The organism is Micromonospora aridisoli (genome assembly GCF_056150025.1).
On the sequence record NZ_JAXCFK010000002.1, the window covers coordinates 251,368 to 264,083 of the forward strand.

The window sequence follows — 12,716 nt, forward strand, 5'->3', positions numbered from 1 at the left end:
TAGGTTACTTTCGGGTAGTGCAACTCGTCACGCTGTCCGACCAGCGGAGGACGCGTAGCGGACCGCTCTTCCGGGAGGATGGCGGGATGCGGATCAGACCGGTCGGCACGCACGCCCTCCTGCTCGATTTCGCCTCGCCCGAGGACACCGTCCCCACGGCCGCACCGGGGCGGGACAGCGACGTGGCGGCCGCCGTCGAGGCGTGGCGGGCAGAGCTGTGGCACCGACGCGACCTGGGCGAGCTGGTGGCGGTCGAGATCGTGCCGGCCGCCGCCACCGTGCTGCTCGACGGAGTACCGGACCCGCCGGCCGCGGCCGCCCGACTCGCCACCTGGACACCCGCCGCGCTCTCCGCCAGCGCGATCGATGCCGCGGACGCCGCCATCTCCGAGCCCGCCCCCGCTCAGGCCGACACCACCCGGGCCGCCGCTGCTCAGGCCGCCGCCGTCACGGCCGCCGTCGAGGTTGCCACCGGGGAGGCCGTCGAGCAGAGCCGTCTCGTCGAGGTTCCCGTGACATACGACGGGGAGGACCTCTCCCGGGTGGCCGACCACTGGGGGATGGACGTGTCGGGCGTCGTCCGGCGCCTCGGCGACACCGAGTTCCGGGTGGCCTTCTGTGGTTTCGCGCCCGGCTTCGGCTACCTCACCGGGCTACCGGCCGAACTGGCGGTGCCCCGGCTGGCGACCCCCCGCCCCCGGGTACCGGCCGGGTCGGTCGCCCTGGCCGGCCGGTACGCTGGGATCTACCCCTCCGCCTCGCCCGGTGGCTGGCTGCTGGTCGGGCGGACCGACCTGACCCTCTTCGACGTCACGGCAGACCCACCGGCTTTGCTCGGTCCGGGCACCCGGGTCCGGTTGGTGCAGCGGTGAACGGTGCCGTCGAGGTGCTCCGGGCCGGCGCGTTGACCACCGTGCAGGACCTCGGCCGCCCCGGCTGGGCACACCTCGGCGTGCCCCGCTCCGGTGCGCTCGACCCGGCGGCCCTACGGCTGGCCAACCGCCTGGTCGGGAACTCGGAGCAGGCGGCCGGGCTGGAGATCACCCTGACCGGCTGTGCACTGCGCCCCACCCGGGCCACCACGGTCGCCGTGGTCGGTGCCGAGGCCGACGTGCGGGTCGGTCACCGTCCCGGCGACACCGGACGCCCACTGGCCGTGCCGGCCGGTGCGGTGCTGCGCGTCGGTCCCGCCCGACGTGGCCTGCGCTGCTGGCTCGCGGTGGCCGGCGGTATCGCCGTCGCACCGGTGCTGGGCAGCCGGTCCACCGACACCCTCGCCGGGCTCGGACCGGCACCGCTGCGCGACGGCGACCTGCTGCCGATGGGCGCACCCGCCGGTCCTCCCGCCCCGGTCGACGTCACCGTGCCCGTCGCGCCCGCGACGGAGCTGCGGCTCGCCGTACGCCTCGGTCCCCGGCACGACTGGTTCACCCCGGCGGCGCTGGACCGGCTGCTCGGCACCGCGTACGAGGTGAGTCCGTTGAGCAACCGGGTCGGCGCGCGACTGAACGGCGCGTCGCTGCCCCGCGCGGTGGCCGGGGAACTGCCCAGCGAAGGTCTCGTCCTCGGCGCGGTGCAGGTGCCGGCGGACGGTCAACCGTTGATCTTCCTCGCCGACCATCCCACCACCGGCGGATACCCGGTCATCGCGGTGGTGGACGACGTGACCCCGCTCGCGCAGGCCCGCCCAGGCACTACGGTGACATTTCATGGACCTCAACGCTGACCTCGGCGAGGGCTTCGGCATCTGGCGTCTCGGCGACGACGACGCGCTGCTCGGCCTGGTCACCTCCGCCAACGTCGCCTGTGGCTTCCACGCCGGCGACCCGGCCACGATGCGCCGGGTCTGCGCCGCCGCCGCCGAGCGGGGGGTCGCGATCGGGGCCCAGGTCGGGTACCGGGACCTCGCCGGCTTCGGCCGGCGGCACATCGCGTACGAGTTCGCGGAGCTGCGCGACGAGGTCCTCTACCAGCTCGGGGCGCTCAACGCGTTCTGCCGGGCGTACCGCACCCGGGTGCGCTACCTCAAGCCGCACGGGGCGCTCTACCACGCGGCGGCCGGCGAGGAGATGCCGGCGGCGGCCCTGGTGGCGGCGCTCGACGACTACGACCCGGAGCTACCCGTGCTCTGCCCGCCCGGTTCGGTGCTCGCCCAGCTCGCCCAGGGCGCCGGCATCCGGGTGGTGGCCGAGGGCTTCGCCGACCGCAACTACCTGCCCAACGGGCGCCTGGTGCCGCGCACCTCGCCGGACGCGCTGGTCACCGACCCGCAGGAGGTGGCCCGGCGGGCGGTGCGGATGGCCACCGAGCGCGTCGTGGTGACCGTCGACGGCGGTACGGTCCCATGCGCGGTGGAATCGGTGTGCCTGCACGGCGACAGCCCCGGCGCGGTGGACGCCGCGGCACTCGTCCGGGCCGCCCTCGTCGACGCCGGAGTCACCCCCGCCCCGTTCGCCTGACGTGCAAGGAAGGGCACCCTGTTAACGCCTGGTGGGGGTAAAGGGGCCCTTCCTAACAAGCGGCCGGGCCTCAGCCGGCGTCCATGCCGCGTAGCACCAACGGCAGGCGGTTGGCACCGCCGTCAACCACCCGCACCGGTACGCCCCAGTCCTGCCGGGTCAGATGGCAGGCCGCATGCTCCACGTCGGCGTCGCAGGTGGCCGCCTGAGCGGTCACCTGGAGCACCCCGTCGGTCACCGTCGCGTCGATCACCAGGCGGCGGGACAGCTCCGTGCCGGTACCCGCCCCCTCGACCAGCAGTTCTGGTGGCGACGCGGAGACCACGAGCCGGGTGGACGGCCCGAACGTGTCGTCCAACTTCTGCCCGGGAGCCGGCGTGAAGACGACATCCAGCATGACCTCACCCGCGGCCAGGTCCGTGGGCCGGCGCTCGGTGCGGTGCCGCGGACCGTCGACGGTTTCCGCACCGGCCGCCGAGAGCGCACCCGGGGCCAGGCGGGTGATCCGGTGTGCCGCCGACTCCACCACCAGCACGGCACCGGCGGGGGTGAGCACCAGGTCGCTCGGTTCCGCCAGGCCGGTGGCGACGGTGGCGACCCGATCACCAACCGGGTCGTAGCGGCGTACGGCGCCGTTGTACGTGTCGGCGATCAGTACCGAGCCGTCGGGCAGGGCGCATACGCCGAGTGGGTGCTGTAGCAGAGCCTGCGCCGCCGGCCCGTCCACGTGACCGAAGTCGAACAGGCCCTGGCCGACGGCGGTGCCCAGGACGCCGTTCTCGACGTAGCGGACGGCGCTGGTCTCGCTGTCGGCGACCCAGAGCCGCGTGCCGTCGGTGGAGACGGCGAGCCCGGACGGCTGGGCCAGCCATGCCTCGGCCAGCGGCCCGTCGCGCAGCGCCTCCACGGTGGTGCCGGCGTACATGCCGGCGGTGCGCTTGATCGGGTCGAACCACCAGAGCTGGTGGATGCCCGCCATGGCGATGACGATCTTGTCGTCGTACCAGGCGAGGTCCCAGGGGGACGAAAGGTCGATCGAGAGGGCGTCGTGCGCATGGTCGTCGACGGTGGAGCGCCACTGCCGCCCGGTACCGGCCACGGTGACCACCTCACCGGTGGCCAGCCGCACGCCACGCAGCAGGTGATTGACGGTGTCGGCGACCACCAGGTCGTAGCCGGAGACCTCGGCCACGTGCGGCGGGAGCAGGCAGAGCCCCTGCGGCTCGGAGAAGGTCGCCGCACCGGCGGGACCGTCCGCCCGGCCTCGCTCGCCGGTGCCGATGGTACGGAGGACGGTCTCGCCGTCGGCGGCCAGCTCGACCAACCGGTGCCGGGCCGAATCGGAGACCAGCAGGCCGCTCCCGTCGGGCAGGGCCACCGCCTTGCCCGGAAAGCGGAGCACGGTCTCCGGCTCGGCGACCGGGACGTACGGACCGTCGCCCCGGTGCAGCGTGCCCTTGGCCTCGTGGGTGGCGATCAGGTCGTCGATCAGCCGGGCCAGCCCTTCGGCGTGGCCCTCGCCCGCCATGGTGGCCACCACGTACCCCTCCGGGTCGATCACCGCGAGGGTCGGCCAGGCACGGGCCGCGTACTGCTGCCACATGTCCAGCTCAGGATCGTCGAGCACGGGGTGGTGCACGCCGTACCGCTCGACGGCGGCGGCCAACGCGTCGGGATCCTTCTCGTGCTCGAACTTCGGCGAGTGCACGCCGATCACCACGAGGACGTCGGCGTACTTCTCCTCGAGGGGACGCAGCTCGTCCAGCACGTGCAGGCAGTTGATACAGCAGAAGGTCCAGAAGTCCGCGACCACGATCTTGCCGCGCAGGTCGGCGAGCGTCAGCTCCCGCCCGCCGGTGTTCAACCAGCCCCGCCCTCGAAGCTCAGGAGCCCGTACCCGTGCACTCATACCCCCATCGTGCCCTACCGGCGTAGGTCAGCCGGATCGAAGGGGAGGGCCGAAGTCACCGGGCGAAACGAGGCGGGGCCACGGTTGCCCGTGACCCCGCTGTCGTCAGGCGTGAGATCACCCGCCGGTCGACTCCTTGAGGCAGAGCACCGGGTTGGCGGTGGCACCACGAAGGTCCACGTGCGGCATGGCCGGATCGGGGCACTTGTCCTTCGACTCGACCTTCGACACCACGCTGAACGCCTCCGGCTCGGTGCAGTCGGCGGCCACGGCGGTGGTGCCGGAGCGCTTGACGCAGGAACCGACCGGCGGGTCGAAGGCACCCGACTCGTCCGACCCGCCGATCATGCCGAGGAGCATGAGCAGACCGAGCGGGATGGCCAGGATGAGCACGGCTGCGACCAGTACCGCGGCGAGCACCCGCCCGTTGCGTACCTTCGGTGCCGGGGCTTCCGGAGCCGGCTCGGCGACCGGCTTGAACGCGTCGAAGCGGCCCTGATCCGCGTCACCCGGACCGGAACCCGGACCCGGGCTCCACGGCGGCGCGGACTGCGGCGGCGGGGGGAACGCCGAGTTGTGCTCGCCGCCCGGCTCGGACCGGACGGGAGCGCCGTAGGCACCGCCCGGACGCTCGGGCGGGCCGCCGAACGGGTCGTTGCCCGGCCCACCGAACGGGTCGCGCGGCGCACCGCCGAACGGGTCGGCCGGGCGCTCCGGCTCGGCGTGCGGCCGTACACCGTTGACCGGCCGGTTGGTCGGCGGCGCGTCGACGAAGGACGGCATCCCCGGAGGGAAGGCCGGCGGGGCAGCCGGCGAGGCCGGGGCGGCCGGACCCGCGAAGGCGTTCGGCCCGCCCATCGGCTCCCGGTCGACGAAGCGCGGCTCCGGGGCCTGCTCGAACCGGTCCGAGCCTTGATCGTTGCGCTCCATGCTCTGGTCGAACCGGCCCGGGCCCTGGTCGAAGCGGGGCACCAGCGGCTGCTCGACCTGCTCCTGGGCCGGCTCCTCGGTGTGCTCGGGGCGGGTCGGCCGGCCGTACACCCTCGGTTGCGGCGCGGACGAGCCGGCCGGGCGGGCCGCGTGGTCGGCCGGGGGCATGACCCGGCTGGAGAGCGGTACGGAGGCGCTCGCCGCGACACCGCCGCCGGCCGGCGGAGTGGCCCGGCCCTCGGCCTCCGGAGAGGTGCGGGGTGCCGGGATGGCCGGGGACTGCGGGTCGTCCTGCCGAGCCTCGGGTTGCCCCCAGGCACCTCCGCCGGCCGACCCGGCCGACCCGGCCGGGTTGTCGGTGAACGGCGTGGGCTGACCGAAGTTGGCGGGCGGTGTGGCGGCCAGGCTCGCGCCCGGCACCCGCTGCTCCTGGGGCGGCAACGGCACCATGTTGGCCGGCGAGATGCCCGGGGCAGGCGCGGGCTGGTAGGCCGGGCCGTCGTCGGAGCTGCCCGCGTCGGGCGCGGCATCGGTACGCGGTGCGGCGGTCTCCGCCGCCTGACCCCACGCCTCGCCGGGTGCCCACGGCTCGATGTCGGGCATGGAGGACCGGTCGCCGGCGGTACGCGAGGGAAGCGGCTCGGCGGACGGGCTCCAGGACGGCGGCGGGCCGCCCACCGGGGCGCCCCCGGCCCAACCGGTCGACTCGTCGCGCCCGGGGGTGGCCCAGTCGGGCTGCGCCGGCCGGTCGCCGCCGGGGTGCCGACCCTCTGCCGGCTGCTCGGCGGCCCAACCGCCGGGGGTGGGCTCCTGCCGTTGACCGGTCGCCCAGGCGGGCTGTTCCTGCTGCTCCGCAGGCCATGCCTCGGCGCGCGGTGACCCGTCGGTGGGCCGCTGGCCCGGGTCGGCGGTCGGCACCTGGGCGCTCGCTCGGGCCGCCGGTTCGCGGCCGGGCATCGGCTGCTCGGGCTGCGCCCAGGCGGGCTGGGCGGACTCGGAGTGACCCGCAGGAGGGGCCCAGCCGGGAGCATGGCCGTCGGCTCGCGGCGCGGTGGCCCAGTCCGGCTGCTGGCCGGTCCATCCGCCGGCCGACTCGGAGTTGGCCTGGCCAGGCGCGGGCTGACCATTGGCCCAGTCCGGCTGGGTGGTCGCCGGCTGGTTCGCGGCCCAGTCGGGCTGGACCGACGTCGGCTGGTTCGGCGTCCAGTCCGCAGGGGGCGCAGCGTCCCCAGTGGCGGGTTCGGTGGCCCAGGCGGGTCCGGTCTGGCCGCTGCTGGCCCAGGCGGGCTGATCCGATGTGGGCGGTCCGGCCGGGGCCCAACCGGGGGCTGGTTGCTGCGGCTGGTCTCCCTGGGCCGCCCACGCCGGCTGGTTGCCGGCGGGCTGGTCCCAGTTGCCGGGCGTCGTGGCTTCCGCCTGTCGGGTCGCCTGGCCGCTGCCCCACGCACTGCCCTGCTGGTTCGCCCAGGCGGGCGCGGACGTGTCCGGACGGGCGGGTGGTGGCGGAGCCCAGCCGAGGTCGGGGGCGGATGCGCCGTACCCGTTGTCCTGCTGAGCCGGTCGGTCGCCGTACGGCGCCGGTCCGCCGCCGCCCGGCGGCACCTCGTCCGGCTCCTGGCCGGGGCGGTGCGGGCCCTCGGACGTCATGCGTGCGCCTCCTCCATCACATGTCGGCCGCCGTCGCCGATGGTCTCGGCAGGGCAGCCGGCGGTGCCGGCGTACCGGCCGTGCCGGCTCCCCGCACCGTATCCCGGTGACCGCTGGTGGGCTTCCGGGGAGCTTCGATCGTCACTGTCCGTCGCCGGGTGGTGTCGAGGTGCTTCTATCGCCTCGGCCTGTCCCCGGGCGTGGACGACGACCGAGCCCCACCGTACCGGGCGCTGCGTCGGGGCGGTATCCCGGTGTCAGCGGCCGGTCGTAACGCCGACGGCCCGCCCGGTGTGCCCGGGCGGGCCGTCGATCTGGAGGAGGCGGATAACGTCGTGCGGCGTCAGTACATGTGACGCTGGGCGATGGCGCGGATCTCGTCGCGAACCGCGGGCGAACTGGCGGAGCGCAGGGCCCGCTCGATGGCGCGGGCGCGGCGGTTGGCGTCGCGGCGGTTGCGGATTCGCTCGATCATGCTCATGGTGTCTCTCCTCCTGGACTATTCGGTTGTTGTCCCGTCGTCCTCTCTATTGAAGCGCACGCGAGGGCGGATCGCCAGCGATTGTTAGGTGAGCTTGACCACGAGCCTACGAATCTTAGGCTAGCCGCACCGTCTGACGGCCTTTTCTTCACCGATTGGCAACGGCCGGTGTGCCGGGCGTCAACCCGTGGCACACCGGCCGTCACCGTCCTTACGGTCAGGTCCAGGCGAGCAGCGCCGCCTCCGGATCGGCGAGGAAGTCGCCCACGTCGCGGAGGAACTTCGAGCCCAGCTCACCGTCGATGATCCGATGATCGAAGGAGAGACCGAGCGTGGTGACCAGCCGCGGCTTGACCTTGCCCTTGTGGACCCAGGGCTGTTCGCGGACCGCGCCGAAGGCCAGGATCGCCGACTCACCCGGGGGCAGGATCGGCGTACCGGTGTCCACCCCGAACACCCCGACGTTGGTGATGGTCAGGGTGCCGCCCGACATGTCGGCGGGCGAGGTCCTGCCGGCCTTGGCGGTCTGCACCAGATCGGTCATCGCGTCGGCCAGCTCGCGCAGCGTCAGCCGACCGGCGTCCTTGATGTTCGGCACGATCAGGCCGCGCTCGGTGGCCGCCGCGATACCGAGGTTGACGTACTCCTTGACGACGATCTCGTCGCCGGCCCAACTTGAGTTGACCATCGGGTGCCGCCGGACGGCCAGCAGCACCGCCTTGGCGACCAGCAGCAGCGGTGAGACCCGTACGTCACGCCACTCCCGCCGCCCGCGCAAGCGGTCCAGCGCCTTCATCGACCGGGTCACGTCGACGGTCAGGAACTCGGTGACGTGCGGGGCGGTGAAGGCCGAGCGGGACATGTTCTCGGCGGTGAGTCGACGTACGCCCTTGACCGGGATGCGCTGCTCGCGGTCGGCGCCGAAGCTCGCGGCCGAGCTGGCCGCGGCGGTCACCGTCAGCGGCTCGGCCGCCGCCGGGGCTGCCGCCGCCCGCTGTACGTCCTCCCGGGTGATCGAGCCCGACGGCCCGGACCCGGTAAGCGTGCCCAGGTCGACCCCGAGGTCCTTGGCGAGCTTGCGGACCGGCGGCTTGGCCAGGACCGGGCCCGCGCTCCGACCGTTGCCGTTGACCCCGGACACGGGCCCGGCCTGGACCGGAGCCGCGACGACCCGCGCCGGTGCGGCCTGGACCGGTGCGGCCTGGACCGGTGTGGCCTGGGCCGGTGTGGCCTGGGCCGGTGTGGCCTGGGCCGGTGTGGCCTGGGCCGGTGCGGCCGGAGCGGACGCGGCCGGGGCGGAGCCCTTGCGCGGGCGACGCTTGGCCGCCGTGGTGCGCGGGCCGTAGCCGACGAGAACGGCGGTACGGCCGCCTGGGGCGGGACCGCCGATCAGGCCCGGCTCGACCGCGCCCTCGGCCGGTGCCACCTCGACGGCGGCCAACGACGCCGCTGACGGGGTGGGCAGGTCGGTGGCGGGTGCACCGGTGGTCGACTGCTCGACCGGGCCGGCGCCCGGGTCGGTGTCGATCGCGATGATCGGGGTGCCGACCTCGACGGTGGTGCCCTCCGGGTGGAAGATCGCCTGAACCTGGCCGGCCCACTTCGCCGGGATCTCCACGGCCGCCTTGGCCGTCTCCACCTCGACGATCGGCTGGTTCAACTCGATCGTGTCGCCCACCTTGACCAGCCAGGCGAGGATCTCGCCCTCGGTCAGGCCCTCGCCCAGGTCGGGCAGGTTGAACTCCTTGATCCGCGACATGCCGCTCACCAGCCGAAGGTGCGGTCGACGGCGTCGAGCACCCGGTCGAGGTCGGGAAGGTACTCCTCCTCCACCCGGGCTGCCGGGTAAGGAGTGTCGAAGCCAGTCACTCGCAGCACCGGCGACTCCAGGGAGTAGAAGCACTCCTCGGTGATCCGGGCCGCGATTTCCGCGCCCATGCCCAGGTTGCCCGGAGCCTCGTGCACCACCACCGCGCGGCCGGTACGCCGCACCGACTCGTACACCACACCGAGGTCCAGTGGGGAGAGCGTGCGCAGGTCGATGACCTCCAGGTTCCGCCCGTCCTCGGCCGCGGCGGTAGCCGCGTCGAGGCAGGTACGCACCATCGGGCCGTACGCGAGCAGGGTGACGTCGGTGCCGGCCCGCGCGACCCGGGACGAGTGCAGCGGGTACGCCTCGGTCAGCGGGGCGTCCAGGTCGACCTGCCCCTTCTCCCAGTAACGCCGCTTCGGCTCCAGGAACACGATCGGGTCGTCCGAGGCGATGGCCTGCTGGATCATCACGTAGGCGTCCTGCGGGCTGGCGCAGGAGACCACCTTCAGCCCGGCGGTGTGGGCGAAGTAGGCCTCGGGCGACTCCGAGTGGTGCTCCACCGCTCCGATGCCGCCGCCGAACGGGATCCGGATCACCATCGGGATGTTCAGCTTGCCGCGCGAGCGGTAGTGCATCTTCGCCACCTGCGAGACGATCTGGTCGTACGCCGGGTAGACGAACCCGTCGAACTGGATCTCGCAGACCGGGCGGTAGCCCCGGATGGCCAGGCCGACCGCGGTGCCGATGATGCCCGACTCGGCTAGCGGGGTGTCGATCACCCGCTGGTCGCCGAAGTCCTTCTGCAATCCGTCGGTGATCCGGAAGACGCCGCCGAGCTTGCCGACGTCCTCGCCCATGATGACGACCTTCGGGTCGTTCTCCAGGGCCCGGCGCAGGCCGACGTTGAGGGCCTTGCCGAGGGTGAGCGTCTCCGTGGCCATCAGTGCGCGCTCCCCTCGAACGACTCCAGGTACCGGCTGAACTGCGCGCGCTGCTCGTCCAGCAGCGGCGACCCGTTGGGGTAGACGTGGTCGAACATGGTGGCCGGCTCCGGGTTCGGCATGGCCAGCACCCGCTCACGCAGGTCCACCGCCTCGCGGCGGGCCTGCTCGTCCACCTCGGTGAGGAATCCGGCGTCGGCGATCTTCTCCCGCTCCAGGAAGGCCTTCATCCGGGCGATCGGGTCCTTGGCCTGCCACGCCTCGACCTCGCTGGCGATCCGGTAGCGGGTCGGGTCGTCGGAGGTGGTGTGGGCGCCCATCCGGTAGGTGTACGCCTCGATCAGGCTCGGGCCCTGCCCGTGCCGGGCGTTGTCCAGGGCGTGCCGGGTCACCGCGTACGTGGCCAGCACGTCGTTGCCGTCGACCCGGATGCCGGGGAAGCCGAAACCGGCGGCGCGCCGGTAGAGGGGGATGCGCGTCTGCCGCTCCAGCGGTTCGGAGATGGCGTACTGGTTGTTCTGGCAGAAGAACACCAACGGGGAGTTGAACACCCCGGCCCAGACGAACGCCTCGTTGACGTCGCCCTGGCTGGTGGCGCCGTCGCCGAAGTAGGCGATCACCGCCTCGCCGTCGTCGGTGCCGGTCTTGCCGTCCATCGCGACGCCCATGGCGTAACCGGTCGCGTGCAGGGTCTGCGCCCCGATCACGATCGTGTACATGTTGAACTTGAACTCGTTGGGGTCCCAGCCACCCTGGTCGACCCCGCGGAACAGGCCCAGCGGCATGATCGGGTCGATGCCACGGCAGTAGAGCACGCCGTGTTCGCGGTAGGTGGGGAACGCCATGTCCTGCGTACGCAGCGCCCGGCCGGAACCGACCTGGGCCGCCTCCTGGCCGAGCAGGCTCGCCCAGATGCCCAGCTCACCCTGCCGTTGCAGGGCCGTCGCCTCGGCGTCCAGCTTCCGAACCAGCACGAGGTCGCGGTAGAGGCCGCGGTACTCCTCGTCGGTGAAGTCGACGCGGTACTCCGTGCCGTCCGGGCCGGTCACGCTCTCGATCCGCTCACCGGCGGGGGTGAGCAGCTGTACCAGTTCCGGATCGCCGGTCGTGGCCTTCCTGGATCGGGGCGCGGCTCGCCGGCCGCGGGCCGGGGCCCCGGGGTCGCCCTTTGCCATCCGTCTCTCCCTGTCGTGTCTGCGTCGGCACCGGGGGGTCACCCGGCCGCGCGACTCGTGCGCCCGCCCCGGCTGGTGCCGGGATGGTTCCTGGCGGCCGCGCCTGACCCCGGTGGGGGTTGCCGCGCGGCGTGAGCCGGATTCTGGCCGAACCCGGTTCGGGAGCGCCGGCGCCCAGTCGCGCCTACCGCGTGGGTGCGCGGAGGTCGCGGCTGCGCTGCCGTCGTAGCCCATTTTCGCATCAGAGGTGAGGCGTCCCACACTCCGCCTGCCCCGCATCCAGTGGCCGGCCCGCTTCGTTACCTGAAGCACCGGAGTGTCGGGTCCAGCGACGCGCGAACGATCCGGTCATGGTTCGTCACCATTCGGCCAGATACGCGTGTCGACACGCGGTGTGGGGTTGGCTGACGCAGAGTCACTGGCACACGCTGATCGCGCGGGCCGGATCCACCTTCGGCGGCCCGTCGGGGTGCGCGTCGGGCGGCCCCGACCAGGGCGACGACGAGGAGTGCGTGGTGTCCGTACCAGGTGAGAATCCCGGGACGCCGATCCTCGGCCGGCACCGGGCAGCCGGCGGCTACCGCCGGGTGGTGGGTGCACACCGGGCCGTGCGTACCGCCGGACCGAGCCGGGGTTATCTGCTGACGGTGGCGCTGCTCGCCGGCACGGCCTCGATGCCCGTGCTCGCCGCGATCAGCACCGGCTCCGCGACGGTCGGCAGTACGGCGCTGCCGGACGGCAGCACGCCCTTCATCCCGACACCCTCCGTCGGTCCGGTGGTGGTCCCGCCGCCACCCACCGCTGCCCCGACGCCCGCCGTGACCGCGATGCCCTCGGTCGAACCGGCGGCACCGCCGGTCAACCCCGTGGTGCCGACGCCACGGACGACCAACGGCACCCCGATCGAGCATCTGCCGGCGCGCCGACCCGAAGCGCCGACGACCGTACCGGCGCCCCGCCCGCCCACCACCACACCGGCCCCCCACCCGGCGCCCACCCCGACCCGGACGCCGACCCCCGCGCCGGCTCCGACCAGCGGATCACCCACGCCGACCGACGATCCGGACCCGCCGACGGCCTCGGCCGACCCGAGCGACCCCGTCGACCCGGGACCGCCGAGCGACCCGCCGACCACGGACCCGAGCGCGTCGAGCGAGCCGTCCGCGTCCGCCGACCCGAGCGCGTCGAGTGATCCGCCGCCGACCACCGAGCCGAGCGCGTCCACCGACCCTTCCGCGTCGACCGCTCCGAGCGCTTCGGCCACACCCGACGGGTCGACGCCGGAGTCGTCGCCGGCCAGCCTGGTCACCGAACCGCTGCTGCCCAGCACCCCCGAGCGCAACGGGAGTGCCCGTCCCCGG

Annotated in this window: 10 protein-coding genes; 3 read left to right on the top strand and 7 right to left on the bottom strand. The window is 73.6% G+C overall.

The window, feature by feature from the left end; genetic code table 11:
* Positions 1-86 precede the first annotated feature (86 nt).
* From SM447_RS04625 to SM447_RS04635, 3 genes are read left to right on the top strand one after another with little or no spacing between them, the layout of a single operon-like run.
* Positions 87-872 carry a 5-oxoprolinase subunit B family protein gene (locus SM447_RS04625; RefSeq protein ID WP_474571459.1) on the top strand — a complete coding sequence of 262 codons (786 nt, stop codon included), beginning with the start codon at positions 87-89 and terminating at the stop codon, positions 870-872.
* Positions 869-1,726: a 5-oxoprolinase subunit C family protein gene (locus tag SM447_RS04630; protein WP_474571460.1), complete on the top strand. Its 858-nt coding sequence runs from the start codon at positions 869-871 to the stop codon at positions 1,724-1,726. Before SM447_RS04625 ends, SM447_RS04630 begins: the two co-directional genes overlap by 4 nt.
* A complete protein-coding gene (locus SM447_RS04635) occupies positions 1,710-2,459 on the top strand; it encodes a LamB/YcsF family protein (protein ID WP_474571461.1) in 750 nt (249 codons plus the stop codon). Before SM447_RS04630 ends, SM447_RS04635 begins: the two co-directional genes overlap by 17 nt.
* Before the next feature lie 70 nt (positions 2,460-2,529).
* On the opposite strand, the gene SM447_RS04640 is transcribed toward SM447_RS04635, so the two are convergent.
* From SM447_RS04640 to SM447_RS04670, 7 genes are all read right to left on the bottom strand, one after another.
* Entirely contained in the window at positions 2,530-4,368 is a 1,839-nt protein-coding gene (locus SM447_RS04640; RefSeq protein ID WP_474571462.1) for an NHL domain-containing thioredoxin family protein, read from the bottom strand.
* A gap of 117 nt (positions 4,369-4,485) precedes the next feature.
* A complete protein-coding gene (locus SM447_RS04645; RefSeq protein ID WP_474571463.1) occupies positions 4,486-6,945 on the bottom strand; it encodes an LppU/SCO3897 family protein in 2,460 nt (819 codons plus the stop codon).
* Between the two features lie 343 nt (positions 6,946-7,288).
* On the bottom strand, positions 7,289-7,426 hold the full coding sequence (locus tag SM447_RS04650) for a hypothetical protein (RefSeq protein ID WP_474571464.1): 138 nt from the start codon (positions 7,424-7,426) through the stop codon (positions 7,289-7,291).
* Between the two features lie 217 nt (positions 7,427-7,643).
* Positions 7,644-9,185: a dihydrolipoamide acetyltransferase family protein gene (locus SM447_RS04655; protein WP_474571889.1), complete on the bottom strand. Its 1,542-nt coding sequence runs from the start codon at positions 9,183-9,185 to the stop codon at positions 7,644-7,646.
* Positions 9,186-9,190: 5 nt separating this feature from the next.
* Positions 9,191-10,180 (bottom strand): alpha-ketoacid dehydrogenase subunit beta, encoded by a 990-nt coding sequence (locus tag SM447_RS04660; protein WP_474571465.1) that lies wholly within the window; start codon positions 10,178-10,180, stop codon positions 9,191-9,193.
* Positions 10,180-11,355 (bottom strand): pyruvate dehydrogenase (acetyl-transferring) E1 component subunit alpha, encoded by a 1,176-nt coding sequence (gene pdhA / locus SM447_RS04665; RefSeq protein WP_474571466.1) that lies wholly within the window; start codon positions 11,353-11,355, stop codon positions 10,180-10,182. Before pdhA ends, SM447_RS04660 begins: the two co-directional genes overlap by 1 nt.
* A 634-nt stretch (positions 11,356-11,989) precedes the next feature.
* On the bottom strand, positions 11,990-12,664 hold the full coding sequence (locus SM447_RS04670; RefSeq protein ID WP_474571467.1) for a hypothetical protein: 675 nt from the start codon (positions 12,662-12,664) through the stop codon (positions 11,990-11,992).
* Positions 12,665-12,716 lie beyond the last annotated feature (52 nt).

What these genes read in the sequence shown, in the direction of transcription:
- SM447_RS04625 (WP_474571459.1), top strand. Translation starts at nt 87, where the DNA reads ATGCGGATCAGACCGGTCGGCACGCACGCCCTCCTGCTCGATTTCGCC.
- SM447_RS04635 (WP_474571461.1), top strand. Translation starts at nt 1,710, where the DNA reads ATGGACCTCAACGCTGACCTCGGCGAGGGCTTCGGCATCTGGCGTCTC.
- SM447_RS04640 (WP_474571462.1), bottom strand. Translation starts at nt 4,368, where the DNA reads ATGAGTGCACGGGTACGGGCTCCTGAGCTTCGAGGGCGGGGCTGGTTG.
- SM447_RS04645 (WP_474571463.1), bottom strand. Translation starts at nt 6,945, where the DNA reads ATGACGTCCGAGGGCCCGCACCGCCCCGGCCAGGAGCCGGACGAGGTG.
- SM447_RS04650 (WP_474571464.1), bottom strand. Translation starts at nt 7,426, where the DNA reads ATGAGCATGATCGAGCGAATCCGCAACCGCCGCGACGCCAACCGCCGC.
- SM447_RS04655 (WP_474571889.1), bottom strand. Translation starts at nt 9,185, where the DNA reads ATGTCGCGGATCAAGGAGTTCAACCTGCCCGACCTGGGCGAGGGCCTG.
- SM447_RS04660 (WP_474571465.1), bottom strand. Translation starts at nt 10,180, where the DNA reads ATGGCCACGGAGACGCTCACCCTCGGCAAGGCCCTCAACGTCGGCCTG.
- pdhA (WP_474571466.1), bottom strand. Translation starts at nt 11,355, where the DNA reads ATGGCAAAGGGCGACCCCGGGGCCCCGGCCCGCGGCCGGCGAGCCGCG.